The organism is Frankia sp. CpI1-P (genome assembly GCF_001421075.1).
GTDB lineage: Bacteria > Actinomycetota > Actinomycetes > Frankiales > Frankiaceae > Frankia > Frankia torreyi.
The window spans coordinates 24,489-50,862 of record NZ_LJJX01000011.1 but is presented as its reverse complement, the minus strand read 5'-3'; the positions used below and the strand labels follow the sequence as shown (position 1 = coordinate 50,862).

General features: G+C 72.9%; 18 protein-coding genes, 22 pseudogenes and 1 riboswitch. Of the genes and pseudogenes, 2 read left to right on the top strand and 38 right to left on the bottom strand.

Going from position 1 to position 26,374, the window contains the following annotated elements; all coding sequences use genetic code 11:
* Nucleotides 1-30 precede the first annotated feature (30 nt).
* The 12 genes and pseudogenes from FF86_RS09820 to FF86_RS09775 form a co-directional block, all read right to left on the bottom strand.
* A pseudogene (locus FF86_RS09820) lies at nt 31-485 on the bottom strand (GNAT family N-acetyltransferase); the annotation flags it as partial.
* 1 nt (nt 486) lies between these two features.
* Nucleotides 487-777 (bottom strand): annotated as a pseudogene (locus tag FF86_RS44775) (hypothetical protein); the annotation flags it as partial.
* Nucleotides 774-1,538: a tRNA (adenosine(37)-N6)-threonylcarbamoyltransferase complex dimerization subunit type 1 TsaB gene (gene tsaB, locus FF86_RS09815; protein ID WP_044884225.1), complete on the bottom strand. Its 765-nt coding sequence runs from the start codon at nt 1,536-1,538 to the stop codon at nt 774-776. The pseudogene FF86_RS44775 and the gene tsaB, both read right to left, overlap by 4 nt.
* Before the next feature lie 74 nt (nt 1,539-1,612).
* On the bottom strand, nt 1,613-2,107 hold the full coding sequence (gene tsaE / locus FF86_RS09810; protein WP_370657178.1) for a tRNA (adenosine(37)-N6)-threonylcarbamoyltransferase complex ATPase subunit type 1 TsaE: 495 nt from the start codon (nt 2,105-2,107) through the stop codon (nt 1,613-1,615).
* Between the two features lie 42 nt (nt 2,108-2,149).
* A complete protein-coding gene (locus FF86_RS09805) occupies nt 2,150-3,343 on the bottom strand; it encodes an alpha/beta fold hydrolase (RefSeq protein WP_044884224.1) in 1,194 nt (397 codons plus the stop codon).
* Nucleotides 3,344-3,481: 138 nt separating this feature from the next.
* A pseudogene (glyA, locus tag FF86_RS44770) lies at nt 3,482-3,983 on the bottom strand (serine hydroxymethyltransferase); the annotation flags it as partial.
* A 1-nt stretch (nt 3,984) separates the two neighbouring features.
* Nucleotides 3,985-4,744: serine hydroxymethyltransferase (glyA, locus tag FF86_RS44765; protein WP_242418468.1), on the bottom strand; the 760-nt coding region annotated here is incomplete at its 3' end.
* A 27-nt stretch (nt 4,745-4,771) separates the two neighbouring features.
* Nucleotides 4,772-4,857, bottom strand: a riboswitch (ZMP/ZTP riboswitch).
* A gap of 726 nt (nt 4,858-5,583) precedes the next feature.
* Nucleotides 5,584-6,738: an alanine racemase gene (gene alr, locus FF86_RS09790; RefSeq protein WP_055406512.1), complete on the bottom strand. Its 1,155-nt coding sequence runs from the start codon at nt 6,736-6,738 to the stop codon at nt 5,584-5,586.
* 10 nt (nt 6,739-6,748) lie between these two features.
* A pseudogene (locus tag FF86_RS44760) lies at nt 6,749-7,191 on the bottom strand (NAD(P)H-hydrate dehydratase); the annotation flags it as partial.
* Nucleotide 7,192: 1 nt separating this feature from the next.
* A partial coding sequence (locus FF86_RS09785) for an NAD(P)H-hydrate epimerase (protein ID WP_242418467.1) occupies nt 7,193-8,422 on the bottom strand: 1,230 nt, incomplete at its 3' end.
* 116 nt (nt 8,423-8,538) lie between these two features.
* Nucleotides 8,539-8,895, bottom strand: a complete 357-nt coding sequence (locus FF86_RS09780) for a holo-ACP synthase (RefSeq protein WP_044884223.1) — start codon at nt 8,893-8,895, stop codon at nt 8,539-8,541.
* A 177-nt stretch (nt 8,896-9,072) separates the two neighbouring features.
* Nucleotides 9,073-10,017, bottom strand: a complete 945-nt coding sequence (locus FF86_RS09775; RefSeq protein ID WP_044884222.1) for a PadR family transcriptional regulator — start codon at nt 10,015-10,017, stop codon at nt 9,073-9,075.
* A 240-nt stretch (nt 10,018-10,257) separates the two neighbouring features.
* Here FF86_RS09775 and FF86_RS09770 point away from each other — a divergent pair.
* The coding region (locus FF86_RS09770) for an SWIM zinc finger domain-containing protein (RefSeq protein WP_242418466.1) at nt 10,258-10,727 on the top strand (470 nt) is incomplete at its 5' end.
* Between the two features lie 255 nt (nt 10,728-10,982).
* Here FF86_RS09770 and FF86_RS44755 read toward each other — a convergent pair.
* The 8 genes and pseudogenes from FF86_RS44755 to rplM all read right to left on the bottom strand — a co-directional run.
* A pseudogene (locus tag FF86_RS44755) lies at nt 10,983-11,082 on the bottom strand (hypothetical protein); the annotation flags it as partial.
* Between the two features lies 1 nt (nt 11,083).
* Nucleotides 11,084-11,445 (bottom strand): annotated as a pseudogene (locus FF86_RS44750) (SIS domain-containing protein); the annotation flags it as partial.
* A gap of 1 nt (nt 11,446) precedes the next feature.
* Nucleotides 11,447-12,956: SIS domain-containing protein (locus FF86_RS09765; protein WP_242418465.1), on the bottom strand; the 1,510-nt coding region annotated here is incomplete at its 3' end.
* A 103-nt stretch (nt 12,957-13,059) separates the two neighbouring features.
* Nucleotides 13,060-13,352, bottom strand: a pseudogene (locus tag FF86_RS44745) (phosphoglucosamine mutase); the annotation flags it as partial.
* Nucleotide 13,353: 1 nt separating this feature from the next.
* A pseudogene (locus tag FF86_RS44740) lies at nt 13,354-13,453 on the bottom strand (hypothetical protein); the annotation flags it as partial.
* A gap of 1 nt (nt 13,454) precedes the next feature.
* Nucleotides 13,455-14,424: phosphoglucosamine mutase (locus FF86_RS09760; RefSeq protein ID WP_242418464.1), on the bottom strand; the 970-nt coding region annotated here is incomplete at its 3' end.
* Between the two features lie 115 nt (nt 14,425-14,539).
* Complete coding sequence (gene rpsI, locus FF86_RS09755; RefSeq protein WP_044884218.1) at nt 14,540-14,947, bottom strand: 30S ribosomal protein S9; 408 nt, start codon at nt 14,945-14,947, stop codon at nt 14,540-14,542.
* Between the two features lie 93 nt (nt 14,948-15,040).
* A complete protein-coding gene (rplM, locus tag FF86_RS09750) occupies nt 15,041-15,484 on the bottom strand; it encodes a 50S ribosomal protein L13 (RefSeq protein ID WP_009740497.1) in 444 nt (147 codons plus the stop codon).
* Nucleotides 15,485-16,705: 1,221 nt separating this feature from the next.
* Between rplM and FF86_RS44735 the strand changes: the two are divergent.
* Nucleotides 16,706-17,515, top strand: a pseudogene (locus tag FF86_RS44735) (hypothetical protein); the annotation flags it as partial.
* An 81-nt stretch (nt 17,516-17,596) separates the two neighbouring features.
* On the opposite strand, the pseudogene FF86_RS09740 reads toward FF86_RS44735, so the two are convergent.
* The 18 genes and pseudogenes from FF86_RS09740 to FF86_RS44690 form a co-directional block, all read right to left on the bottom strand.
* Nucleotides 17,597-18,184, bottom strand: a pseudogene (locus FF86_RS09740) (tRNA pseudouridine synthase A); the annotation flags it as partial.
* A gap of 1 nt (nt 18,185) precedes the next feature.
* Nucleotides 18,186-18,493, bottom strand: a pseudogene (locus FF86_RS44730) (tRNA pseudouridine(38-40) synthase TruA); the annotation flags it as partial.
* Between the two features lie 206 nt (nt 18,494-18,699).
* Nucleotides 18,700-19,317, bottom strand: coding sequence for a 50S ribosomal protein L17 (rplQ, locus tag FF86_RS09735; RefSeq protein WP_044884216.1), 618 nt, complete (start codon nt 19,315-19,317; stop codon nt 18,700-18,702).
* Between the two features lie 117 nt (nt 19,318-19,434).
* Nucleotides 19,435-19,569 (bottom strand): annotated as a pseudogene (locus FF86_RS44725) (DNA-directed RNA polymerase subunit alpha); the annotation flags it as partial.
* A gap of 1 nt (nt 19,570) precedes the next feature.
* A pseudogene (gene rpoA, locus FF86_RS44720) lies at nt 19,571-20,199 on the bottom strand (DNA-directed RNA polymerase subunit alpha); the annotation flags it as partial.
* 1 nt (nt 20,200) lies between these two features.
* A pseudogene (locus tag FF86_RS44715) lies at nt 20,201-20,484 on the bottom strand (DNA-directed RNA polymerase subunit alpha); the annotation flags it as partial.
* Nucleotides 20,485-20,787: 303 nt separating this feature from the next.
* Nucleotides 20,788-21,279, bottom strand: a pseudogene (gene rpsD, locus FF86_RS09725) (30S ribosomal protein S4); the annotation flags it as partial.
* 1 nt (nt 21,280) lies between these two features.
* Nucleotides 21,281-21,417 (bottom strand): annotated as a pseudogene (locus FF86_RS44710) (30S ribosomal protein S4); the annotation flags it as partial.
* Nucleotides 21,418-21,512: 95 nt separating this feature from the next.
* Nucleotides 21,513-21,845 (bottom strand): annotated as a pseudogene (gene rpsK / locus FF86_RS09720) (30S ribosomal protein S11); the annotation flags it as partial.
* Nucleotides 21,846-21,998: 153 nt separating this feature from the next.
* Nucleotides 21,999-22,379, bottom strand: a complete 381-nt coding sequence (gene rpsM, locus FF86_RS09715) for a 30S ribosomal protein S13 (RefSeq protein ID WP_009740504.1) — start codon at nt 22,377-22,379, stop codon at nt 21,999-22,001.
* 204 nt (nt 22,380-22,583) lie between these two features.
* Nucleotides 22,584-22,697: a 50S ribosomal protein L36 gene (gene rpmJ / locus FF86_RS09710; RefSeq protein ID WP_003956441.1), complete on the bottom strand. Its 114-nt coding sequence runs from the start codon at nt 22,695-22,697 to the stop codon at nt 22,584-22,586.
* A gap of 79 nt (nt 22,698-22,776) precedes the next feature.
* A complete protein-coding gene (gene infA, locus FF86_RS09705) occupies nt 22,777-22,998 on the bottom strand; it encodes a translation initiation factor IF-1 (protein WP_006541558.1) in 222 nt (73 codons plus the stop codon).
* A 253-nt stretch (nt 22,999-23,251) separates the two neighbouring features.
* Nucleotides 23,252-23,477 (bottom strand): annotated as a pseudogene (locus tag FF86_RS44705) (type I methionyl aminopeptidase); the annotation flags it as partial.
* 1 nt (nt 23,478) lies between these two features.
* A pseudogene (map, locus tag FF86_RS09700) lies at nt 23,479-24,062 on the bottom strand (type I methionyl aminopeptidase); the annotation flags it as partial.
* 201 nt (nt 24,063-24,263) lie between these two features.
* Nucleotides 24,264-24,917, bottom strand: coding sequence for an adenylate kinase (locus FF86_RS09695; RefSeq protein ID WP_044884211.1), 654 nt, complete (start codon nt 24,915-24,917; stop codon nt 24,264-24,266).
* Nucleotides 24,917-25,450: pseudogene (locus FF86_RS44700) on the bottom strand (preprotein translocase subunit SecY); the annotation flags it as partial. The gene FF86_RS09695 and the pseudogene FF86_RS44700, both read right to left, overlap by 1 nt.
* Nucleotide 25,451: 1 nt before the next feature.
* Nucleotides 25,452-25,956: pseudogene (locus tag FF86_RS44695) on the bottom strand (preprotein translocase subunit SecY); the annotation flags it as partial.
* A gap of 1 nt (nt 25,957) precedes the next feature.
* Nucleotides 25,958-26,209: pseudogene (locus FF86_RS44690) on the bottom strand (preprotein translocase subunit SecY); the annotation flags it as partial.
* Nucleotides 26,210-26,374: the final 165 nt, after the last annotated feature.

The following is a 26,374-nucleotide window of genomic DNA, read 5'->3' as shown; positions in this document are numbered from 1 at the left end:
GCGACCGGCCGGGGCGCCCCGGCGAGCCGGTCACGGCTCCAGGCGCACCCGGCCGGGCAGCGCGCGTTCGACCTCGTCGAGCAGCGCGGCGTACCCGACCGTGTCGATCGGCCGGGCCCGCATGACGTAGGCGTCGCCGCCGGAGGGCTGGTAATAGCCGCGGCGCACGCCGATGTCGACGAAACCAAGCCGGCTGTACAGCGCCCGCGCGGCATGGTTGTCGGTGCGGACCTCCAGCCCGCAGGAACGGGCCCCGGCCCGACGCGCGTGGCGCAGCAGGGCGATCATCAGCCGGGCGCCGACGCCGCGGCCCCGGACCCGGGGCACGACGCCGACGGTCTGGATGTAGGCGCCGTCGTCGGCGAGCGCCAGCCCCGCGTAACCGATGATCGCCGCCAGGTCGTGGGCGGCCACCCCTCGGGGCTGCCACAGCGCGGTCAGGTAGCGCCGCTGGTCGCCCTGGGCCAGTTCGGACCAGAACAGCTNCGCGGTCCAGGGGTCGGTGGCGAAGACGGTCGGTTCCAGCTCGGCAACGGTGGCGACGTGCCACCAGCGCATCGGGATGAGCACCAGGTCCCAGTCCTGCCCCAGATCCCGGTCCTGCCCCAGATCCTGCCCCAGCTCCTGTTCCTGCCCCAGCTCCTGTTCGCGGTTCCGGATCTGTTCGCGGTCCCGGACCTGCTCCTCGGCCCGGTCCTGCACACGGTTCCAGTCCGGTTCGATCGGCGTGGCGGCGCTCGGCGCCACGCCGTCGGGATGCGGTGGCCGCCGCGTCACACCCTGACCGGCTTCGGCGCGTGCGGTTCGGTCGCGTCCGGCCGCCGCAGGTAGAGCGGAGCCAGGACGCTCGGGTCGCGACCGGCCAGCAGGTCCGCCCCGGCGAGACCGACGAGCAGCTCCGGGCGTGGGTACCCGCCCGCCGGCGTGTCCGCGCCCGCCCCGTCAGCCCCGGCCGCGTCGTCGGTGGTGGCGAACCCGGCGAACGGCTCCGGGTACAGCGCCCGGCCGGGGCCGGTGACGGCGTCGACGCCGAGCTCCCGCAACATCTGAGCGACCTGCGCCGGACGCCCCACGGCGGGATCGCCCACCCGCACCCCGCCGACGTAGCGGGCCCAGTAGACCTCGCGGCGCCGCGCGTCGGTGACCACGCCGACCGAGCCGGCCGTGGCCGCGCCGATGCCATCGAGTGAGCAGACGCCGTGCACGGGGATGTCCAGCGCGTCCGCGAAGGCCGCGGCGGTCACCATGCCGACCCGCAGGCTGGTGAAGGGCCCGGGACCGGCTCCCACGACGACGGCCGCGAGGTCCGTCGGGCGCGCGCCCGCCTCGTCGAGGACCGCCCGCATCGACGGCGCGAGCAGCTCCCCGTGGCGGCGAGCGTCGACGGTGACCACGCTCCCCCGGGGCCAGACGTGCACGCCGGGGCCGGCGGGATCACCGGCCGCCGCGCTCACCTGCCGCGCGGGATCGGATGCGGTCAGCTCGGCGAGCGCCACCGCGCACGCGGCCGTGGATGTGTCGAGGGCCAGCACCAGCACTCGTCCAGACTACGGACCGCCGCATCAGCCACGACGAGTACCCACCCCACCGCGGCCCGGCGCAGGCGATGCGCTCAGTCCGGGGCGAGATCGCGCAGCCGCCGCGCCCAGCTCGGACCGGTGGCGACGAGGCGGACCGTCCTGGTCTCGCCGGCCTCGTCGGCGGTGGGCCGGGTGAGCACGAGCTCGAGATGGTCCTGGGCGAGCCCCTCGACCAGCCCCGCGCCCCACTCGACGACGGTCACCGAGGTGTCGGCGTCGGCGTCGAGGTCGAGGTCGTCGACCTCGGTCACCCCGCCGAGCCGGTAGGCATCGACGTGCACGAGCGGGATCCGGCCGTCCGGATAGATCCGCGCGAGCACGAACGTCGGCGAGGTGACCGTCTCCCGCACGCCGAGCCCCGCGGCGATGCCCTGGGTGAGGACCGTCTTGCCCGCGCCGAGCGGGCCGGAGAGCACGAGCAGGTCGCCGGGGCGCAGCAACGCGCTCAGCCGGGCGCCGAAGTCCCGCATCCGGTCCGCCGTGGGCACGACGACCACGTCACGTTGCCGTGCGGCGTTCACGCCCATCACCTCCTCATCTCCTCGCCTGCCTGGGCCCGCCGGGACCGGTCAGGCGGCCGTCCCGCCGGCGTCGCGGTCCGCGACCGCCGCCCGTTCGGCCGACGGGGCACCGTCCGCGGCGGCGCCGACCGGGGCGGGCGGGAGTCCCGTCCGCGACCGCGGCAGCGGCAGCGAGACCTCGGCGAGTGACCGCTGCACCAGCCTGCGGATCGCGGCGTTCACCGCCTCGGGCCGCTCCAACATGATGGCGTGGCCGGCGTCCTCCTCGACGACCAGCTCCGCGTCGGGCAGGATCTCGGCGATCGTCCGGCTGTGGGCCACCGGGGTGATCAGGTCGGCGTCGCCGACGACGAGCACGGTGGGGATCCCCGCCAGGCGGGCGGCGGCGGCCAGCCGATCGTTGTCGAGCAGGGTGGGCAGGAACGCGGCGATCACCGCGACCGAGGTGTCCGAGACCATCGTCTCGAGGAACGTGACCACCACCGGCGGCAGATCGGTGGCGCCGAACCCGATCCGGCGGGTCACCTCCCACGACAGGTCGCTGCCCCGCCCGCGAACCCGCTCCAGCAGGCCCGAGGTGTGCCGCATGCCGACGGCGATGCCGGGCAGCACCCGACGCACCACCGCCGTCGCCAGGGCGGGCAGCCCGAGGGTCACCTGGGCCAGCTCCGACGCGCTGGTCGACAGCAGCGCCACCCCGATGATCTGGTCGCCGAAGAGCTCGGGATGGGCATCGGCCAGCCCCAGGACCGCCATACCCCCCATCGAGTGGCCGACGAGGATGATCGGCCCGCTGGGCACCCGGTCGCGGATCACCTGGTAGAGGTCGTCGGCGAGCACGTCGATGGTGCAGCTGCCGACCTCGGACGGCCCGGAGCGCCCGTGCGCGCGCTGGTCGAAGAAGACCATTCGCCCGAGGTCCGCGAGGGCCCGGTGCTGCAGCGTCCAGCACTCGGCGGACACGCAGAACCCGTGGACGAACACCAGTGTCAGCGGCGCGTCCGGCGGACCGGTCTCCTCGACGTGCAGCGGCACGCCGTCGGCCGCGATCACCGTGGCGACCCGGCCGCCGATCGGCCTCAGCTCCGGCTCCGGCGGCGCGTCCGGCCGGTTGCGGCGGCGGTGGATCGCCCGCCGCTGCGCGACCAGGCCGGCCGCGACGGCCGCGCCGACCACACCGACCGATCCCGTGGCGGCGCGCGCCGCCCGGGAACCCGCGAACGGGCTCACGGTCCTCACCATCGGTGCTCCCTCCTCCGGGCTGCCCTGAACCGATGATGCACCGCGGGGGCGCCAGGAGCAGGCGTCACGTGACGCACGCGTAACCACGCTCCGGCCCCGGCGGGTCGGGGCGTGGTCGCGCGTGGGGCGTCGCGACGATCAGGCGAAACCGGGCATCGGGAAGCCGCTGACCAGCTCGGTGACCTGCTCCCGGACCCGACCGATCGTCGCGGTGTCGCCGGCGCCGGCGGCCTTGACGACGTCGTCGATCCAGCCGGCGAGCACCGGCATGTGCGCCGGAGTCAGGCCGCGGGTGGTGATCGCGGCGGTGCCGAGCCGGATGCCGGACGGGTCGAACGGCTTGCGCTTGTCGAAGGGCACCGCGTTGTAGTTCAGCTCGATCCCCGCCGCGTCGAGCGCCTTCGCCGCCGGCTTTCCGCCGATGTCCTTGCCGGTGAGGTCGATCAGGATGAGGTGGTTGTCGGTGCCGCCGGTGACGAGGTCGAACCCGCGCTCCACCAGCGCCTCGGCGAGGGCGCGGGCGTTCGCCACGACCGCGTGGGCGTAGTCGCGGAACGCAGGCGTCGAGGCCTCCCGCAGGGCGACCGCGATGGCCGCCGTGGTGTGGTTGTGCGGGCCGCCCTGCAGGCCGGGGAACACCNCCTTGTCGATCGCCGTGGCGTGCTCGGCGTCGGTGAGCAGCATGGCCCCGCGCGGGCCGCGCAGCGTCTTGTGCGTGGTGGTCGAGATCACCGGAGCGTGGCCGACCGGGGAGGGGTGGGCACCGCCGGCGATCAGCCCGGCGATGTGCGCGATGTCGGCGACGAGCACCGCCCCCACCTCGCGCGCGATCTCGGCGAAGGCCGGGAAGTCGATCGTCCGCGGGATCGCCGTCCCACCACAGAAGATGATCTTCGGTCGCTCGGCGCGGGCGAGGTCCCGCACCTCGTCCAGATCGATCCGGCCGGTGTCCGCACGCAGGCCGTAGCGGACGCTGCGGAACCACTTGCCGGTCGCCGACACGCTCCAACCGTGCGTCAGGTGGCCGCCCATCGGCAGCGACAGCCCCATGACCGTGTCCCCGGGCTGGGCGAAGGCGAGGTAGACGGCCAGGTTCGCCGGCGAGCCGGAATACGGCTGGACGTTGGCGTGCTCGACGCCGAACAGCGCCTTGGCCCGGTCGACGGCCAGCGTCTCGATCGGGTCGACGACCTGCTGACCCTCGTAGTACCGCCGGCCGACGTACCCCTCGGAGTACTTGTTGGTCAGGACGGATCCAGACGCCTCCAGCACCGCGGTGGAGACGTAGTTCTCCGAGGCGATCAGCCTGATCGACGCGTGCTGGCGGGCGGCCTCGGCCTCGACCAGCCCGGCGAGCTCGGGATCGGCGACGGTGAGTTCGGGAAGCGGGGGATTGTGCATGACGACCTCCGGCAGGTCTCGTCCGGCCGGAGGCACCCAGGCGCACGGCACCGACCCGCTNATCGCTCCCCGGTGGTCAGTTCCACCTCTGTGCGCCAGTCGCGACTCCCGTCCAAGTCTAGCCACCGGTCGGCCCGGACCCCGGCAAGGCCGACCTCACCGGCCGCCGACCGCCCCCCTTCACCGCGTATCCCGAGGGACGAATCGGACGCCGAACCCTCTGCCTACGCAGTAGAGCGCGCCGCGGGAGGACCGCCGGAGGCGATCTGACGCAGATCGGTACGGCGCCCGTCACGTCGTGCCCCGGGGTCCGGTCGGTCGGCTGGCCGACAGCACTGCCGGGTCACATCCGGGCCGCCAGGCCGGGCCGAGCCGGGCGGTGTCCCTTACCGTGGAACGAGGCCGGGACGCCCGGCCGGGGCGGTGGATGTTTCGTTGCGGAGGCGGGAATCGTGAAGCTGGCGTGGCGCAGGAGCAGGGACATCCCGGTGAACGCCGGTCGCGGCCTGACCGGCCCGGAGCGGGCCGCCGCGCTCGGGATGGTCGAGGAGTCCGAACCGGAGGCGGAGCTGGAGCTGGAGCCCNCCGCGGCGGCGCCGGCCGCCCCCGGCCCGGTCATGCTGACGCTGACGACCCGTTCCAGGATCGAGCAGGCCGAGCGGGAGGNCGCCGAGGCAGCCGCCCGTCCGGTGCGCCGCCGGATCGAGCGCGGCGCGCTCGGCGGCAGCGCCCCCAGCGGCGGCGGCTGCTCCTCCGGCGGCTGCGGCTGACCCCGCGGGGCCGGCACTGCGGTCGCGCGGGCCAGACGTAGAGGCGCGGGCCAGACGTAGAGGCGCGGGCTAGACGTAGACGCGCGGGACGCGCTGGCCGATCCGGGTGACGATCTCGTAGTTGATGGTGCCCAGCGCTGCGGCCCAGTCGTCCGCGGTCGGCTCGCCGCGGTCGCCCGGGCCGAACAGCCGCACCTCGTCGCCCGCGGCCACCTCGTCGTCCCCGACGTCGAGGACGAACTGGTCCATGCAGACGGTGCCGGCGATGCGCCGCCGGCGGCCACCGAACAGCACCTCTCCGATGTTCGTGGCGGCCCGGGGGATGCCGTCGGCGTAGCCCAGCGGTACCAGGGCGAGCGTCGTCTCCCGCGCCGTGGTGTAGCGGTGGGCGTAGGACACCCCCGTGCCGGCCGGCACCCGCTTGACCAGCGCGGCGTGGCTGACCAGCGACATCGCCGGCCGCAGGCCGAACTGCGCGGGCGGGCCGACCTCCGGGCCCGGGGAGAGCCCGTAGACGGACACCCCGGGCCGCACCAGGTCGAAATGGGCCTCGGGGCTGACCAGGGTCGCCGCGGAGTTCGCGAGGTGCCGCACGGTCGGCGCCAGCCCGGCCTTCTCGGCGATGTCGACAGCGTCCCGGAACGCACCGATCTGGGCCTGCACCGTCGCATGCCCGGGGGCGTCGGCGAACGCGAAGTGGCTCCACACCCCGAACGCCTCGATCAGGCCCTCGGCCTGCAGCGCCGCAGCCAGGTCGCACAACCCCGGCCAGTCGCCGGGCATCGCCCCCGCCCGGCCGAGGCCGGTGTCCGCCTTGAGGTGCACCCGGGCTGGCCGGCCTGCCTGCCGCGCCGCCGCGGCGATCTCCGCGAGGGTCCAGGCTGCGGACGCCGACACGTCGATGCCGGCCGCGATCGCCTCGGCGAAACGCTCACCGGGCGTGGCGAGCCAGCACAGCACCGGCGCGGTGATCCCGGCCGCGCGCAGCGCGAGCGCCTCCTCGAGGACGGCCGTGCCAAGCCAGCTCGCCCCGGCGTCCAGCGCGGCCCGAGCGCAGGGAATCATGCCGTGGCCGTACCCGTCGGCCTTCACGACGGCCATGGTGGCGGCGTCGCCCGCGCGGGCCGCGAGGGCGGCCACCGAGTCGCGGACCGCGTCGAGCTCGACGGCGGCATACGTCCGGGGTTCGCTGCTGGCCGATGCCTCGGTCCCCTGCACGCTCATGGCGGTCACGCTACCCGCCGTGACCACCACCCGGGAGCCCCCGACCCGGCGATGCCAGCAGGTCGGAGATGACCCGAGGCAGCAGGTCGGGCAGGTCGCCGGCGGCGAGCGGCACGGCGGCCCGCTCGGCGGCGCGCCCGTGCAGGTACGCGCCGACCGCCCCGGCACCGGCGGCGGGCAGCCCGGCGGCGAGCAGCGAGCCGATCAGCCCGGTCAGGACGTCCCCCGTGCCGGCGGTACCCAGCCACCCGGAACCGGTCGTGTTCACCCAGGCCGCCCCGGCCGGTTCGACGATCAGGGTGCGGGTGCCCTTGAGCAGGATCACCGCACCCGTCGCCGCGGCGGCCCGCCGGACGGTGGCGAGGCGGTCGGCGGCAAGGTCCTCCGTCGTGCGGTCGGGATCCCAGCCCAGGGCGGCGGCGGTGAGCCGGCCGAACTCGCCTTCGTGCGGGGNGAGGAGAACCGGTGCGTCCCGGGCGCGCAGCGCCGCGGGATCGGCGGTGAGGATCTCCGCCAGCGGGTCGAGGGCGCCCGCGTCGACCACGACCGGCAGGTCGGTGCCGAGCAGTCCGGCCACCAGCTCCCGGACCGCCGGCCCCGGGTCCAGGCCCGGGCCGATCGCCCAGGCCTGGACCCGGCCGACGGCGAGCATGGCCGCGCGGTCCCCGGCCCGGATGGCGGTCACCACCGCCTCGGGATGCGCCAGCCGGACGAAATCCCCCGCCCGACTGGCGACCGGCGTCCCGGAACCGCCGGCGGCCGCGCCGGCGTCGCCCTCCCGCACCGCGTCGCCCTCGTGCGGAGAGGCGCCCTCGTGCGGAGAGGCGCCCTCGCGCAGCGGGTCGCGCTCCGGCACGGCGTGGCCCTCGGTCACGACCCGCAGGTAGCCGGCGCCACCGCGCAGCGCGCCGCCGACGGCGAGCACGGCGGCACCCGGATAGGCGTCGCTGCCCGCGACGAGGCCGAGGACCCCTCGGCGGTACTTGGACGATTCCGGGCCCGGCACCGGGAACATCGCGGCGACGTCGGCGTCGTCGAGCGCCCGCAGGTCGGGTTCGGGCAGCGCCAGCCCGATGTCAACCAGCTCCACACGCCCGGTGTGGGCCGCGCCCGGCATCAGCCACAGGCCGCGCTTGTACGTGCCGAACGTGACGGTGGCACTGGCCCGCACGGCGGGTCCGGCGACGGCGCCGGTGTCCGCGTCGACGCCGCTGGGAACGTCGACGGCCACGGTGCGCTCGGGCGGCGCGAGGGCTGCCAGCCGGGCATGGTCCGCCCGCAGACCGCCGCGTCCACCGATGCCGAGCAACCCGTCCAGGACAAGCTCGGCCCGGCCGAACAGCCCGCGCAGCGTCTCGTCGTCGAGCTCCGGGGCGGGGCCGTGCAGTCTGCCGCCGGCAGCGAGCAGGGCGGCGCTGCCCTCCGGGTGGGTGCGGCCGGGTGCGATCGCGTCGACCCGGGCGCCTCGCGCGGCCAGACGTGCGCCGGCCCACAGGGCGTCACCGCCGTTGTCACCGCCCCCGGCGAGCACGACGATCCGGGCGCCGTGGACGCGGTCGAGGCGGCGGGCGACATGGGCGACCAAGCCGTACACCGCGCGTTGCATGAGGGCACCGGGCGGCAGGCAGGCGAGCAGCCCCGCCTCGGCGTCCCGGATCTGGCTGACCGTGTGCGCGTTCCGCATGCCGCNATGCTGCCCCGCGCCGAGCGGCCGATGCTGCAGGAGCCCCGTGACGCCGGGGTCGCCGCAGCGGCGGCGTTCGACCAGCGGACACCGGGTGGCCGGCGGGCGGCCGGCGATCAGCTCTCGGCGACGACCATCGCGACGGCTACGCCGCCGTCGTGGGTGAGAGACAGGTGCCAGGAGGCGATGTCGAGCCGCGCCGCCGCGGCGGCCACGGTGCCGCGGATCCGCAGCGACGGCCGCCCACCCGCGCCCAGGACGACCTCCGCGTCGTGCCATTCCAACCCGGGGGGTGCCCCGAGCACCTTCGCCACGGCCTCCTTCGCCGCGAACCGGGCGGCCAGCCGCTCCGGTCGGGCCAGACCGCGCTCCGCCGGGGTGAACAGGCGCATCGCGATCCCCGGCGTCCGGGACAGCGTCGCGGCGAAACGGTCGACGTCCACCACGTCGACGCCGACACCGACCACCGCCATCGGGCAAGCGTCCCATACCGGCGCTGCGGCCCACGGCGGACCATGCACCCGCCTCGTCCCGACGCGCCGATCGCGCCGCGGGCGGGCGCACCCCCTCGGATCAGGGCCTCGCCCCGCCCGAAGGGGTGGCACGCCGGCGGATCCGGGCCCGCGGGCCCGGCGGGACCCGCCCCGGGGTCAGGACTTCGCATCCCAGCCCGGCGCGGAGCCGTCGGCCTTCCCGTCACCGTCCTTGCCGGTGGCGTCCTTCCCGGCGGTGTCGGTCTGCTCCGCGGTGTCGGCGCCCTCCGCGGTCGCCGGCTCGCCCTCGTCGCCGGCGAGGATGCGGTAGAGGCTGCGGCGGGTCTCGGTGAGCAGGGACCGGGCGGCGGCGATCTGCGCGTCGTCCCCGGCCTGGGCGACCTGGACCACCGCGGCACCCACCGCGAAGGCCAGGGAGCGCAGGCTGGCCAGCTCGTCGTCGGCGCTGGCCGCGGCGGTCTCCCACGGCTTGCGCTGCCCCACCCGGGACTCGACGTGGGCCCGCCCTGCGTCGGTGAGGTGGAAGACCCGCTTGCCCTCCGCCTCCTCCGCGCGCACGAGCCCCTCGTCGGCGAGCAGGGACAGCACCGGGTAGACCGAGCCGGGGCTCGGCCGCCAGGTGCCGCCGCTGCGCTCGGCCAGCTCGCGGATCATCTGGTAGCCGTGCATGGGCTGCTCGGCGAGCAGGGCCAGCAACGCCTCGCGGACGTCGCCGCGACCCACCCGCGGCCCACGGCCGAAGCCGCCCGGACCACCGAAGCCCGGGCCGAACCCCGGCCCGAACCCGGGACCGGGGAAGCCGCCGAAGGGCGGCCAGCCCGGACCACCGCCGCGGCGCCCGCGCGGCCGGCCCTCACCGGGCCCGCCGTGCTCATGCCGCCCGCCGCCGTGTCCGCCCCGCGCCGTGCGGCTGGTGCGGTCGTGAGCCGCCGACTCCCTCGGCCCGCAACCGCCGGCCTCGCGCTCCGCCCAACCGGCCACCGTCTCGAAGAACTCCGACAGCCGCGCGGGATCGAATCCCGCCGCGCGCCCCCACTTACCCCAGGGCCCCCAGGGGCCTGGAATCGCCTGTGATGTCACGATCTTTCCCTTCATCTCCATGGAAGACCAACGGAAGTCATCCATTNGCCATTGCGTACGCTCACGATATATCGCGATGCTACGTCCGACAAGACAGCCTTGGCGATGCCAGGGACCTGGCCGGTACGATCCGCGCTCGCATTCCGTAGGATTGAACAGTGATCATTTCTGTGTCCGGAGAGAACGGGCACGGCGGGGACGCCGTCACCCCGCTCGAAGCAGCCTTCGAGGAACGTGCCTGCGCACAGCGCGCGGGTACCNACGTGTTCATCGAAGGGGTGAACCTGGCCCTGCTCGGCCGTGTCGAGCAGCTCCGCATCCGGCCCACCAACGCGTCGGGCACGGTCGACGACGACGGGCCGCATGAGGTCCGCCTGGAGGCGGCCGACGACGGGCCGCGCACCGGCTGCACGTGCCCCGAGGGGGCGACCGGCTCGTTCTGCCGCCACGCGGTCGCCGTCGCCCTGGTCGCCACCGGCTCGGCGGGACTCGCCGACGACGACGAGGATGCCGACGACGAGGAGAACGGCGGGATCATCGGCGAAGGCTCGCTGTTCACCGACGACCCGGTGCACGCCGCGATGCGGGTGTTCCTCAGCCGCGTCCCCCGCGCCGAGCTCGTGGAAACCCTGCTCGACGCCGCAGACGACAACGAGGCGGTCGCCGACGCCCTCTGGGAGGCCACCGTCGCCTGGCACGGCCGCCAGCACGGCGCCGCCCCCTCCTCCTGACCCTGCCAGCTATCCCGAGGCCAGGGCTCCCCGTGAAGCGCCGAAGGCCCCGCCGCCGATCCCAGGAAGATCGCCGAAGGCGATCTGACGGAAACCCGGCAGCCACCCCGAGGCCAGGGNGGCTCCCCGTGAAGCGCCGAAGGCCCCGCCGCCGATCCCAGGAAGATCGCCGAAGGCGATCTGACGGAAACCCGGCAGCCACCCCGAGGCCAGGGGTCCCCGTGAAGCGCCGAAGGCGCTTCACGGGGGTAGGCCCTATTCGACCGTGACGGACTTGGCGAGGTTGCGCGGCTGGTCGACGTCGAGGCCGCGGGCGAGGGCGAGTTCGCAGGCGAACACCTGTAGCGGCAGGGTCNTCACCAGGGGCGCGAACAAGGACGACGTCGCCGGCACGCGAATGAGATGGTCGGCGTAGGGCTCCACCGCGACGTCGCCGTCCTCGGCGATCACGATGGTCCGCGCGCCACGCGCCCGGACCTCCTGGATGTTCGAAACGATCTTGCCGTGCAGGTGCGCACGCCCGCGCGGTGAGGGCACGACGACGATCACCGGCAGGCCCGGTTCGATGAGCGCGATCGGCCCGTGCTTGAGCTCGCCGGCCGGGAACCCCTCGGCATGCATGTAGGCGAGTTCCTTGAGCTTGAGGGCCCCCTCCAGCGCCACCGGGTAGCCCACGTGGCGGCCGAGGAAGAGCACGGCCTTGGCGTCGGCCAGGCCANGGGCGAGCTCGCGGATCGGTTCGAGCCGGCCCAGCGTCCGCTCCACCAGGTCGGGCATCCGTTGCAGCCGTTCGACGTAGGCGGCGACCTCGTCGCCGTAGAGCACGCCGCGCACCTGCGCCAGGTACAGACCGACGAGCAGGCAGGCCGCGACCTGGCCGAGGAAGGTCTTGGTCGAGGCGACGCCCACCTCCGGCCCACAGCGGGTGTACAGCACCGCGTCGGACTCCCTGGGGATCGTCGACCCGTTCGTGTTGCAGATCGCCAACACCCGGGCCTTCTGCTCCCGGGCGTGCTTGACGGCCATGAGCGTGTCCAGCGTCTCGCCGCTCTGGCTGATCGCTATGACGAGGGTGGAGCGGTCCAGCACGGGATCCCGGTAGCGGAACTCCGAGGCCATCTCGACCTCGCAGGGCAGCCGCGTCCAGTGCTCGACGGCGTACTTCGCGATCAGGCCGGCGTGGTAGGCCGTCCCGCAGGCGACGATGAAGACCTTGTCGACGTCCCGGAAGTCCTGGGCGGACAGCCGCTCCTCGTCGAGGACGATCGCGCCGTCCGCGGACAGCCGACCCCGCAGGGTGTCGGCGAGCGCGGTCGGCTGCTCGTTGATCTCCTTGAGCATGAAGTACGGGTAGCCGCCCTTCTCCGCGGCGCCCGCGTCCCAGTCGACGTGGTACCGGCGCCCCTCGACGACCTCCCCGGCGAAGTCGGTCACGGTGACGCCGTCCCGGCGGGCCTCGACCACCTGGTCCTGGCCGATCTCCATCGCCTCGCGGGTGTGGGCGATGAACGCCGAGACATCGCTGGCGAGGAAGGCCTCCCCCGTCCCCAACCCGACGACCAGCGGGCTGTTGCGCCGGGCGCCGACGACCACCTCGGGAAAGTCGCGGTGCAGCACGACGAGGGTGAAGGCACCCTCCAGCCGGCGGCAGACACGCTGCAGCGCCACGGTCAGCGGGTGCGCTCCCGGCTCGGCGGTGCGGTCGGCCGGCACGCCGGGGCCGGGCGCGGGACCCGTGCCGGGGCGGGTCGGCCGGGGGGTGACGTCCTCCGGGACCGCCGCTGCCTGCGCGGCGGCGGCGTTGCCCAGTTCGACCTCCAGCAGGTGAGCGACGACCTCGGTGTCGGTCTCGCTCGCGAGCTCGTGCCCGATCGCCTCCAGCTCGGCGCGCAGCGCGGCGAAGTTCTCGATGATGCCGTTGTGGATGACGGCGATCGCGCCGGTGCAGTCGGTGTGGGGGTGGGCGTTGGCGTCGGTCGGGCCGCCGTGGGTGGCCCACCGGGTGTGCCCCATCCCGGTCGTCCCGGGCATCGGATCCGCCTCCGAGCCCTCGGACAGCAGCTTCTCCAGGTTGGCGAGCTTGCCGGCCCGCCGCGCCGTCCGCAGGGCCCCGGCACCGACGACCGCGACGCCGGAGGAGTCGTAGCCGCGGTACTCGAGGCGCCGCAGGCCGTTCAACGCGACGTCCAGGGCCGACTGGTCACCGACGTACCCGATGATCCCGCACATGCGACTCAGCGTACGCAGGTTCCCCGGGCGGGCGGACGTGGCCGGCCGTACACCTGGCGAGTTGTCCTGGCGTGGCCTCCCCGGCGGGTTCGGGCGGCCGGGCTCAGCGAGGGGCCGGCAACGCGGCGCGTACGACGGCCGCGAGGCGCTGGGCGGTGTCCCGCGCGACGGCGTCGGTCTCCGCCTCCACCATGACGCGGACCAGCGGCTCGGTGCCCGAGGGCCGCAGCAGCACCCGGCCGCCGTCGCCGAGCTCGGCCTCCGCCGCCGCGACGGCCGCCCGCAGCTCCGGTGAGGTGCCCACCCGGGTCCGATCGACACCGTGCACGTTGACGAGCACCTGCGGCAACCGGGTCATGGCCTTGGCGAGCTCACCGAGGGGCTGGCCGGTCTCGGNGACGCGGCCGAGCAGCCGCAGCGCCGTCAGCAGCCCGTCGCCGGTGGTGGCATGGTCGAGGAAGACGACGTGCCCGCTCTGCTCGCCGCCGAGCACGTAGNCGCCGGCACGCATCGCCTCCACCACGTACCGGTCGCCCACGGGCGTGGTCACGACGGTGATCCCGGCCTCGCGCATCGCGTGGTGGAAGCCCAGGTTCGACATCACGGTGACGACGACCGTGTCGTCGGCCAGTTCGCCGCGCTCGGCCAGGGCGAGCGCGCAGATGGCGAGGATCTGGTCGCCGTCGACGACGTCGCCGGCGGCGTCCACGGCGAGGCAGCGGTCCGCGTCGCCGTCGTGGGCGATGCCGACATCGGCGGCCTGTTCCACTACCGCCGCCCGCAGGCTGTCCAGATGGGTGACGCCGCTGCCATCGTTGATCGCCGCGCCGTCGCCGTCGGCGTGCAGCGCTACGACGTCCGCCCCGGCGGCGCGCAGCACCCGCGGTGCGAGCGCAGAAGCCGCGCCCTGGGCGCAGTCGACGACGACCCGCAGTCCGTCGAGCCGCACCGGAAGGGCGGCGAGCAGGTGGTCCGCGTAGCGGTCGAGAAGCCCTGGTTCGTCCCGGATCCGCCCGACGTCGGCGCCGACGGGTCGGGGGCCGGGTGGTTGTGCCATCCGCCCCTCGATGGCGTCCTCGACCTCGTCGGGGAGCTTCAGACCACCGGCGGCGAACACCTTGATGCCGTTGTCCGGCATGGGATTGTGGCTGGCGGAGAGCATCACGCCGAAGGTCGCGCCGCTGGCGGCGACCGCGTGTGCCACGGCCGGGGTCGGAGCGACACCGATGCGGGCAACGTCGGCACCCGAAGCGGCCAGACCGGCGACGACCGCGGCCTCGAGGAACTCCCCGGAAGGACGGGTGTCCCGGCCGACGACCACGAGCGGCCGGGGTCGCGCCGACCCGGCGGATCGGCCCGCCGCGCCCAGCAGTTCCACGGCCGCGGAGGCCAACGACAGCGCCTGCTCCGCGGTGAGGTCGACGTTCGCCACGCCCCGGACACCGTCGGTACCGAAGAGCCTCGTCACTGAGGTCCCCCATGAAGTCGAAGGTTCAGGCGGAGACCGAGGCGCGCACCGGCGGCACCCGTCCCCTCCGTGGAGGCGCCCACCGCGGGGACACGTCCACGGAGGAGACGCAAGGTTAGCGCTTGCTGTACTGCGGAGCCTTGCGGGCCTTCTTCAGCCCGTACTTCTTGCGCTCCTTGACCCGCGCGTCACGAGTCAGGAAGCCGGCCTTCTTGAGAGTAGGCCGTGACTCCTCCTCCGCTAGCGTCAGCGCGCGGGCGAGAGCGAGCCGAAGTGCGCCGGCCTGACCCGACACCCCGCCGCCGTGCAGCCGGGCGACGATGTCGTACGACTCGGCCTTGTCCAGCGCCTTCAGCGGCTCGTTGACGAGCTGCTGGTGCACCTTGTTCGGGAAGTACTCCTCCAGCGTCCGCCCGTTGAGCGTCCACTTCCCGTTGCCGGGGAGCAGGCGCACGCGGACGACCGCCTCCTTGCGCCGCCCGGTGGCGCGGGGGTTGCCCTGTACGTCGGTCACGACAGCCACGTCGCGTTCCTTCCTCGGTTGATGCGTGGTTCCCGTAGCCGGCGCCCGGGGCGGATCAACACCGCCCGCTGACCGGCTGGAGGAGGTCAGCGGTTACTGCGCGACCTGAATGATCTCGAACGGGGTGGGCTGCTGCGCGTCGTGCGGGTGCGTCGGCCCCGCGTAGACCTTCAGCTTGGTGCCCTGGGCGCGGCCGAGCTTGTTCTTCGGCAGCATGCCCTTGATGGCCTTCTCGATGATGATCTGCGGCCGCGTGTCGAGCAGCTCGCCGTACGAGGTGCTGCGCAGACCGCCCGGGAAGCCCGAGTGCCGGTGGTACTGGGCCTGCTGACGCTTGTTCCCGCTCAGCGCGACCTTGCCGGCGTTGACGACGATGACGAAGTCGCCGGTGTCGATGTGCGGGGCGAAGTACGGCTTGTGCTTGCCGCGCAGCAGCGCGGCGGCCTGGGTCGCCAGCCGACCGAGCACCACGTCGGTGGCATCGATGACGTGCCACACACGCTGGACATCCGCGGGCTTGGGCTGGTACGTGCGCACAGGTCTGCCTTCTCGTTCGGACGATCCCGCCTGGAACTCCGAGGGGCCTCGGGCGGATCTCGTCAAGAATGGTGAGCGCGCAGACGGGACGTGTCACGCGCAGCAGTCTTTGAGGTTACCAGGCGATCGGAGCGGACCGTCGAGCGGCCCGACCAGCCATCGCCGGCAGGATGCCAGCCGCACCACGCGTGCCCGACCCACCCGGCCCGTCGAAACCTCGCTGACTGGTCAGTGTATCGGGCGGACAGCGGGCGGGGCGCCCGCGCGGGGATGCCCGCAGACGGGCTGGCACCCTCTGGCGAGCTAGCTATTCTGGCCGAGATGACTGAATTGGGTGGCGAGGGACACGAGAGGCGTGCGGAGTCGGGCGCTCCGCGGCGCGACCGACCGGACCGCGCCGCCCGGTCGGACGACCCGACCGGTTCCGCCGGCAGGCCGTCCGGACCCGCGGGGGATGGCGCAGCGGCTCCCACCGGCGCGGCCGATCTGCCGAGTCCGGCGTCGGCCGGAAGTCAGGACCTGCGCGGTCGCTACGTCAGCTACGACGGNTGGACGCCCCCGAGCGACGATCCCCTGTTCGGCGGCCCACGCAGCTACGCGTTCTCGTTCGACCACCTCGCCGCCGCCGGCCCAGATCCGGACCCGGCCGGGTCGACCTCGTCCGAGGTCTCGACGCCCGAGTCGTCAGCGTCCGAGCAGCCNTCGCACGAGCAGCCGTCGCACGAGCAGCCCTCGCACGAGCAGCCGTCGTACGGGTGGCCGTCGTCCGAGCGGCCGATGGCGGCTTACCCGGACCGGTCGGCCGCGCTACACAGCCCGACGGACGGCACCGGCGCGGCAGGGACGCGCCCGGGCGCTGCCACGGCGGCGTGGCCGGGCCGCCACGAACGTCCGGCGGCCCGGCCGGCCGCCGAGGCCGAGGACTTCGGGATACCGCGGCCAGGGACGGAGCACGCGCCGTCCGAACCGGCGAGCGGCTGGTCGATCCGGGGCTGGTCGGGCGCGCCCGGCCAGCTGACGGGCATCACTCCCCTCACCAACCCGAATCCCCTCATCAACCCGAATCCCCGGACCAACCCGAATCCCCGGACCGAGCCGAATCCCCGGACCGCCACCGGCTCCCCGACCGGCACGACCACCCCTTCCGCCTCGACCGACCTCGGCGACCTGGACGAGCAGGCAGCCGTCGACGGATACGCGGACGGGGACGGGTATCCCGANCGGGACGGGTATCCCGACGAGCCCGGCGGCGGGGAGCACACCGACGCCGGTCCTCCTTCCTCGGCCGAGAAGGGCGAGCGGCCTGGCCTGGCGGGCCGGGCCCGCGGTTCCCGGCGGCTGCTGGCCATCGTCGCCGGGGCCGTCCTGGTGCTCATCGCGGCCGTGGCGGCCGTCGCGTTGCGCGGCGGGGACGACAAGGGCGCCGCCGCGCCGCCCGCGACGGCCTCACTGCCGCCGATACCGGCGAACTTCCTCGACAGCGCCGCGGTCGACTCGGATCCGATAACCCCCGAGGAGTTCTTCCCCGAGCCGTCCGTCGCGGTCGACGGGCGGGGCTACCAGCGACTCGCCCGCAAGCTCGACTCCGGCTGCCCGAACCTCACCGGCGACCTGATCGGCCAGTTGAAGGCCCCGCACTGCCGGCAGGTGGTGCGCTCGCTGTTCCTCAGCCACCCCCAGCAGGGCGGACGGCAGGTACTCGCGGGAGCAACCGTGTTCTCCCTGGACACCAGCGCGACGGCCACCCAGGCCGCGCAGGTGCTCAACCAGGGCCGCGGCGGCATCGTGCCGCTGCCGATCCCGGCGGGCACGATCCAGAACGCGCAGATCACCGGGCCGGGCGGGAACAACTCCTGGCGCAGCGCGCTGAGCCGCGGGCACTACCTCGTCTACACCCAGATCGCGTACGTCGACGGCACCTCGGGCGCGGCCACCGACCCGGCGCTGCGCAACGCCCAGACCGACCTGGCCACGCTCGCCACCGAGCCGATGGGCGACCGGGCGGTGCTCGGGCACGGCCCGCGCCGCTGACGTTCCGGACCTTGCCGCCCACCACACCACCAGCCGGACGGCCGGGAGCGCCCGCCGGGAGACCGCCCTTCCCGGCGGACCTCAGCCGGACGGGGTGGTGGGCACGCGCACGGCCCGGGTGACCTCGGCCCGCGCCGCCAGCTCCGCGTCCGGGGGGTAACGCACCTCGACCAGCGTCAGTCCGTGCGCGGGGGCGACGGTGACAGCCGGATCCCGCAGTCCACGGTGCAGGACCGCGGCCGGCCACTGCGGCGGCCGGCGTCCCTCACCCACCGCCAGCAGCGCCCCGACGAGCGCCCGGACCATCGAGTGGCAGAAGGCGTCCGCCTCCACGTCGGCGACGATCACCCCGTCGGGGCGGCGCAACACATCGAGGCGAAGCAGGGTGCGCACGGTCGTCGCCCCCTCCCGCCGACGGCAGAAGGCCGCGAAGTCGTGCTCCCCGACCAGCAGCAGCGCCGCCGAGGCCATCGCCGGTACGTCCAGCGGCCGCGGCCAGGCGAGCGTGTCGAAACGCCGCAGCGGCTCGGCGCCGAACGGTGCGTCGGTGATGCGGTAGACGTAGCGCCGGGACAGCGCTGAGAACCGGGCGTCGAACCCGGCCGGGGCGGGGGCGAGGCCGGTGACCCGGACCGACCGGTCGAGGACACCGTTGAGCCGCCGGGCGAGNCCGCCGAGCGGCACGTCCGTGGGCAGGTCGACGTGGGCCACCTGCCCGGCGGCGTGCACCCCGGAGTCGGTGCGCCCGGCCACCGTCAGGCGCACGGCCGGCAGCCGGGCGACCCGGATGAGAGCGTCCTCCACGTCGCCCTGCACGGTCCGCTGGCCAGGCTGGCGGGCCCAGCCGGCGAACGGCGTGCCGTCGTAGGCGATGTCCAGGCGCAGCCGAACCAGGCCCGCCGCCCTCGCCGTCACGTCCGCCACGGCGCCGGGCACCGCGTGGGGCACGCACGGACCGGATCCCACGACATCGGACATCTGTCTCTCCCGGTACGGCGGCGCGCCGGTGGGGCACGACGCGGCGGACCCGACGGCACCCCGACGGGCACCCCGACGATGGAACGAACGCGGCGACATGAACGGCGAAGGCCCGCCGCCCATGATGGGCGGCGGGCCTTGCGGGAGCTACTGGCGGGACGCGGGCAGCGGCGGCAGTCCGCGTCCTCGACGAAGAATCGCCGTGGTCAGGACTTCGACTCGGCCGAATCGTCGTCGTCCGTCGCCTCGGCGGTGACCGCCGGCGACTCGGACGCCTGGGCAGTGGGGGTCTCCTCGGCGGCGGGGGCCTGCTCCTCGGCGGACTGCGCGGCCACGGCGGCGGCGGTCGGCGACTCGTTCGCCAGGTCCTCGGCGGCCTCGGCGGTGGCGCCGGTCGGCTTGCGCCGCTCGGCGAAGCGGGTACCGCGCGCGCGCTCGGCCTCGTCGACGGCCTGCTGGCCGACGGTCAGCGCCTCCACCAGCTCGATGCGGGCCAGCGGGGCGTTGTCACCCTTGCGGTTGCCGAGCTTGACGATCCGGGTGTAGCCACCGTTGCGGTTGGCGTACCGCGGGCCGATCTCGGTGAACAGGGTGTGCACCACCGAGTTGTCCCGCACGTGGCGCATGACGCGGCGCCGGGCGTGCAGGTCGCCGCGCTTGGCGAAGGTCACCAGCCGCTCGGCGTACGGGCGCAGCCGCTTGGCCTTGGCCTCGGTGGTGGTGATGCCGCCGTGCTCGAACAGCGCGGTGGCGAGGTTGGCCAGCAGCAGCCGCTCATGTGCGGGGCTGCCGCCGAGCCGGGCGCCCTTCGTTGGCGTGGGCATGATGAGTGCTCCTCGTTCCTTTCACTGTCCCGCCAGGCTGCCCGCCCGTAGGACGGCGGCATGCGCCACCGGAGGTCGTCGAGGGCCCCCGCCGGTGGGCGGGGGCCCTCGTGAAGGTCAGTACTGTTCGGTCTCGACGAACTCCGCGCCGTCGTCGGACGGGTCGGAGAACGCCGGGTTGTAGCCGTCGGTGCCGTAGGTGTCCACGGCCTGACGCGGGTCGAATCCGGGCGGGGAGTCCTTGAGCTGCAGNCCCATCGCGCCGAGCTTCGTCTTGACCTCGTCGATCGACTTCTGCCCGAAGTTGCGGATGTCGAGCAGGTCGGCCTCGCTGCGGGAGACCAGCTCGCCGATCGTGTGGATGCCCTCGCGCTTGAGGCAGTTGTAGGAGCGGACGGTCAGGTCCATCTCCTCGATCGGCAGCGCGAGGTCGGCCGCCAGCGCCGCGTCCGCGGCCGACGGGCCGATGTCCACGCCCTCCGCCTCGGCGTTGAGCTCCTGGGCCAGCCCGAACAGGCCAACCAGGGTCTTGCCGGCGCTCGCCATCGCGTCGCGCGGGGAGATCGACGGCTTCGTCTCCACATCGACGATGAGCCGGTCGAAGTCGGTGCGCTGCTCGACGCGGGTCGCCTCGACCTTGTAGGTCACCTTCAGCACCGGCGAGTAGATCGAGTCGATCGGAATCCGCCCGATCTCCTGGCCGGCCTGCTTGTTCTGGGCCGCGCTGACGTACCCGCGGCCCCGCTCGACGGTCAGCTCGATCTCGAGCTTGCCCTTGTCGTTGAGGGTGGCCAGGCGCAGCTCGGGGTTGTGCACCTCGACGCCGGCCGGCGGGGCGATGTCCGCCGCCGTGACCTCACCGGGGCCCTGCTTGCGCAGGTANATCACCGTCGGCTCGTCGTTGTCGGAGCTGACGACCAGTTCCTTGAGGTTCAGGATCAGGTCGGTCACGTCCTCCTTGACGCCGGGCACGGTGGAGAACTCGTGCAGCACCCCGTCGATGCGGATGCTGGTCACCGAGGCGCCGGGGATGGAGGACAGCAGGGTCCGACGCAGCGAGTTGCCGAGTGTGTAGCCGAAGCCCGGCTCCAGCGGCTCGATCACGAAACGTGACCGGAACTCGGAGATCGGGTCCTCGACGAGGGTGGGACGCTGAGCGATCAGCATGAGTACGTCCTTCCGACCACGGCGACCGCCATATGACGCCGTGTGGTGCGGGCTCCCGGGTCGGGAGCCGGCGGGTGGGACATCGGTCCGTTCCACCCGCGGGCCCGATGCCCGCCCGCCCACCCGCTGAACCACCCGGGCGGCGCACATGGCACCGGTTGTCGCTTCTCCAGTGTGCCTCGCCGCCACACGGCGGTGGCGGCGGGCACAGTGCCACCGACCCGGCGGCGGGAGGACGGCTCGCCCCGCCGCTGGCGAGCCGGCGGCCGAGCCACCTCCCGCCACCGGCGGGGGCGTCCGGAACTACTTGGAGTAGAGCTCGACGATCAACTGCTCCTGGACCTGGGTGTCGATGACCTGCCGGGCCGGCAGGGAGTGCACCAGGATCCGCATCTGGCTCGGGATGGACTCCAGCCACGCCGGGACGGCCCGGCCCTGGCCCGCGGTCTCCCGGGCGACGATGAACGGGGTGAGCTCCCGGGCCTTCGGCGCGATCTCGACGATGTCGTTCTCGCTGATCCGGTAGCTCGGGATGTCGACCTTGCGCCCGTTGACCTGGACGTGGCCGTGCCGGACGGCCTGGCGGGCGGCGTCGCGGGACGGCGCGAAGCCGCCCCGGTAGACGACGTTGTCGAGGCGCGACTCGAGGATCTTCAGCAGCTCGTCACCGGTCTTGCCGGCCCGCCGGTTCGCCTCGTCGTAGTAGCCCCGGAACTGCTTCTCCAGGATGCCGTAGATCCGCGCGCACTTCTGCTTCTCGCGCTTCTGCAGCAGGTACTCGGAATCCTTGGTGCGNCCCCGACCGTGCTCGCCCGGCGGGTAGGGCCGGATCTCGATCGGGCACTTCGGGGTGTCGCACTTGCTGCCCTTGAGGTACAGCTTCGTCTTCTCGCGGCGGCAACGCTTGCAGTCCGCGCCGGTGTAACGGGCCATCTAGTCCTTCTCTCTCGTCTCCTGGCGCGAACTCGAACGCGACGCCACGACTCCGGCCGGGACGCCGTCCCGGCCGCGATCGCCACGCCGCACGGTCACACCCTGCGCCGCTTCGGCGGGCGGCAACCGTTGTGGGGGGTCGGGGTGACGTCCTGGATCGCCCCGACCTCCAGGCCAGCGGCCTGCAGCGAGCGGATCGCGGTCTCCCGGCCGGAACCGGGGCCCTTCACGAACACGTCGACCTTGCGCATCCCGTGCTCCTGCGCCTTGCGGGCCGCGTTCTCGGCGGCCATCTGCGCGGCGAAGGGGGTGGACTTCCGGGAGCCCTTGAAGCCGACGTGGCCGGCGGAGGCCCAGGAGATCACGTTCCCGGTGGGATCGGTGATCGAGACGATCGTGTTGTTGAACGTGCTCTTGATGTGAGCGTGNCCGTGGGCGACGTTCTTCTTTTCCTTGCGCCGGACCTTCTTGGCGCCGGCGGCNCGAGTCTTGGGAGGCATCTTCGCGTGTGGTCTCCGTCTGCGAGGTCGTCGATCAGTGGTCGTCCGAGGCCGGGCCGANCGGCCCGCCGGGCGCCCTGACTACTTCTTGCCGGCCTTCTTCTTACCGGCGATGGCACGGCGCGGGCCCTTGCGGGTGCGGGCGTTGGTGTGCGTCCGCTGACCGTGGACCGGCAGGTTCCGCCGGTGCCGGAGACCCTGGTAGCAGCCGATCTCCATCTTGCGGCGGATGTCCTGCTTGATCTCCCGGTTGAGGTCGCCCTCCACCCGGTAGTTCGCGTCGATCCACTCGCGCAGCCGGACGATCTCGTCCTCGCTCAGGTCGCGGACGCGGGTGTCCGGGTTGACCCCGGTGGCGGCGAGGGTCTCCCGGGAGCGGGTACGGCCGATCCCGAAGATGTAGGTCAGGGCGATCTCGACCCGCTTCTCGCGGGGGAGGTCGACGCCGGAGAGGCGTGCCATGTACGGATGTTTCCTTCCTGCAACCGGAGGTCTCGGGCNATGCCGCCCCGACCGGCGCAGTGCCGGCCGGGCCCCGGCCTCCGACCGGGGGTGAGACGTCCCGCGCGGGACGCCTGGCATCGCTTGGGTGCGGTGCTCCTCAGCCGGGCCGCGCGGCGCGCGTACGCGCGCCGCCGGCGGGGCGAGGCCCACCCGTCAGTGGCTTCAGCCCTGACGCTGCTTGTGACGCAGGTTGTCGCAGATGACCATGACACGCCCGTGGCGGCGGATCACCTTGCACTTGTCACAGATCTTCTTGACGCTGGGCTTGACCTTCACGGCTGTTGCGGACCTCCTGCGCAGCCGCGGNCCGCGCGTGGCGATGGGATGGTGGTACGGGCGATGTGGAGGAGATCGACTACTTGTAGCGGTAGACGATGCGGCCGCGAGACAGGTCGTAGGGCGAGAGCTCGACCACGACGCGGTCCTCCGGCAGGATCCGGATGTAGTGCTGACGCATCTTGCCGCTGATGTGGGCGAGAACGCGATGACCGTTCTGGAGCTCGACCCGGAACATTGCGTTCGGGAGCGGCTCCACCACACGGCCCTCGATCTCGATGGCCCCGTCCTTCTTCGGCATGTCCTCCGCTGTCCTGACGTCGACGACTGAATCGGCGGTTCGGCCGCGACCGGTCGAGCTGACCGGACATTCGTCCGGAAAGACCCAGGTCAGAGGCCCGGACCCCAGAAGGGACCACGGACCGCCAACCACACTGCCACCGACCGCAACTGCCACGTATCAGGACTGCTATCGACGCGGTGGANCACACCGGCGTGAGGAGACCGCCAACTGAAGAGTGTACGTGGCCCATCCGTCAAGGGCCAACACAGGCTCAGCCGATGCCGGACGGGGCATCGGCGGGCTGCCCGCAGGCGACGCCGAGCGCGGCGAGTCGAGCGACCCCACCGTCGGGCTCGGTCAGCACCCAGGGGCCTCGCGAGGTGATCGCCACCGAGTGCTCGGTGTGCGCGGCGAGGCTGCCGTCCTGGGTCACGACGGTCCAGTCGTCGGAGAGCACGGTCGTGTCCGGCGAGCCCGTGGTGATCATCGGCTCGATCNCCAGCGCCAGTCCTTCGACCAGGCGGATGCCGCGGCCGGGCCGGCCGTAGTTGAGCACGTGGGGGGGCTGGTGCATCTCGGTGCCGATTCCGTGGCCGCCGTAGTGGTCGACGATGCCGTAGCCGTGCGGGCGGATGTGGCGCTCCACAGCGGCGCTGATGTCGGTGAGCTTGCCACCGAGCTGGGCGGCGGCCAGGCCGGCCCACAGCGAGCCCTCACAGGCCGCGATCAGGTCGAGGGCCTCGCGGGACACCTCACCGACCGGGACGGTGATCGCCGCGTCCCCGTGCCAGCCGTCCACGATCGCGCCGCAGTCGATCGAGATGATGTCGCCCTCGCGCAGCACCCGCCTGCGCGTCGGGATCGCGTGGACGACCTCGTTGTTGACCGAACTGCAGATCGACGCCGGGTACGGCGGCTGGGCATAGCCCTTGAACGAGGGGATTCCGCCGTCGCCGCGGATCGTCTTCTCCGCGAGCGCGTCGAGGTCCGCGGTCGTCACGCCGGGGGCGACCGCCTCGCGCAGCCGGGCGAGCGTCTTGGCGACGAGCAGGCCGGCCACCCGCATCTTGGCGATCTCCGCCNCGGTCTTGATCTGGACGTGCTCTCGTCGCGCCACGCTCTCGCCTCGGTCTGTGTCCGTGTCCTGATCCGATACCCGATGCTAACCGTCAACCCGATGGCGGCAGCACGGACGATCATCCGAACCGCCGACGCCCACCCCGAGGACCGACGCAAAACCGCCGCCCACCGCGAGAGCGGGCAGGCGCTGGGCGGCGGGCGTCTCAGTCCCCGTAGTGCCGCAGCGCGTCGAGCGCCCGATCGGTGACGTTGTCCACCGGGCCGGTGGCGTCGATGCCGATCAGGATGCCCTTCTCGGCGTAGTACGCCACCAGCGGCGACGTCTGGTCCGCGTACACCTCGAGCCGGTGGCGCACGGTCGCGGCCTGGTCATCGTCGCGCTGGAACAGGTCGCCGCCGCACCGGTCGCACAGGCCCTCGACCGACGGCGGGTCGAAGTCGAGATGCCAGATGTGCCCGCAGGCGCGACACGTCCGCCGGCCGGAGAGCCGCCGCACCACCTCGTCGTCGTCGACAACGAGCTCCAGGACCACGTCCAGGCGGGTTCCCATCCCGTCGAGCATCTGCCCGAGCACCTCGGCCTGGGGCACGTTGCGGGGGAACCCGTCAAGCAGGAAGCCCTTGACCGCGTCGTCCTCGGCGAGCCGGTTGCGAACCATCCCGATGGTGACCTCGTCGGGCACGAGGTCACCGGCATCCATGAAGGTCTTGGCCTTGACGCCCAGTTCGGTTCCCTGTCGCACGTTCGCTCGGAAGATGTCCCCAGTCGAGATCTTGGGGATGGACCGCGCCTGGGCAATGAACGCGGCCTGCGTACCCTTTCCGGCACCGGGCGGTCCCACCAGTACGAGGCGCACTACCGGAGGAAACCTTCGTAATTGCGGAGCATGAGCTGGCTTTCGATCTGCTTCACGGTTTCCAGCCCCACCCCCACCATGATCAGGACCGAGGTGCCCGCGAAGGGGAACGGCTGGTCCTTGGTCAGGTTCAACAGTGCCAACGGAAGGACGGTGATCACTCCGAGGAACAGCGAGCCGGGGAGAGTGATCCGGTCTAGTACGTGTTTGAGGTACTCCGCCGTCGGGTTACCCGGTCTGATCCCGGGGATGAACCCACCATACTTCTTCATGTTGTCCGCGACCTCCGTTGGGTTGAAGGTGATCGCAACATAGAAGTAGGTGAAGGCGATGATGAGTGCGAAGTACGTCACGAGGTAGAGCGGATGGTCCCCGCGAGAGAGATACCTCTGCTCGAAGTCCTGAAAGCCCTGGTTGCTCCACACCTGCCCGGCGAGCTGCGGGAGCTGGAGCAGGGAGGAGGCGAAGATAACGGGGATGATCCCGGCCTGGTTGACCTTGATGGGCAGGTAGGTGGAGGTGCCCCCGTACATNCGCCGGCCGATCAGCCGCTTCGCGTACTGGACCGGGATCCGTCGCTGGGACTGCTCGACGAACACCACGAAGACCATGATCGCGAGCCCCAGCAGAATCACCAGACTGAACACCACGCCGCCGGCGACCTGGAGGATCCGGCTGCCCTCGGAGGGAAGGCGCGCCGCGATCGAGGTAAAGATCAGCAGAGACATGCCGTTGCCGACGCCACGCGCCGTGATCAGCTCGCCCATCCACATGATGACCGAGGTACCGGCGGTCATCGTGATGACGATCGTCGCGACCCGGAACAGGCTCGTGTCCGGGATGATGGCGGCCGAGCAGCTCGGGAAGAGCCGTCCGCTGCGGGCCAGCGCCACGATGCCGGTCGCCTGCAGAACGCCGAGCGCGATCGTCAGGTAGCGGGTGTACTGGGTGAGCTTCTGCTCGCCCGAGCTGCCTTCCTTCTTGAGCTGCTCGAGGCGGGGGATCACGACGACGAGCAACTGGATGATGATGCTCGAGGNGATGTAGGGCATGATGCCCAGCGCGAAGATGGAGAGCTGGAGCAGTGCGCCACCGCTGAAGAGGTTGATCAGCGAGTAGACGTTGCTGCTGTCCGCGCTCGCGCTGTTGAGGCAGGTGTTGACCGCGCGGGTTGAGACGCCGGGCGACGGCATGACGCTGCCGAACCGGAACAGCACCACGATCCCGACGGTGAACAGCAGCTTCTTGCGCAGGTCAGGAGTGCGGAATGCCCGCGTGAAGGCGGTGAGCACGGCTCCTCCTNCTGGGATTGCGGACCGACGGGGAGTGGACATCCTGCCCTGTGCGGAGCGCCTACGGCGGCCGGCGGCCGACGTCGGTTAGGCGACTGTAACAGGACACCCGGTCCACTCGTCCGGACATCACGCCCAGTAAGCAGCGGTGGCCGGGAAGAACCA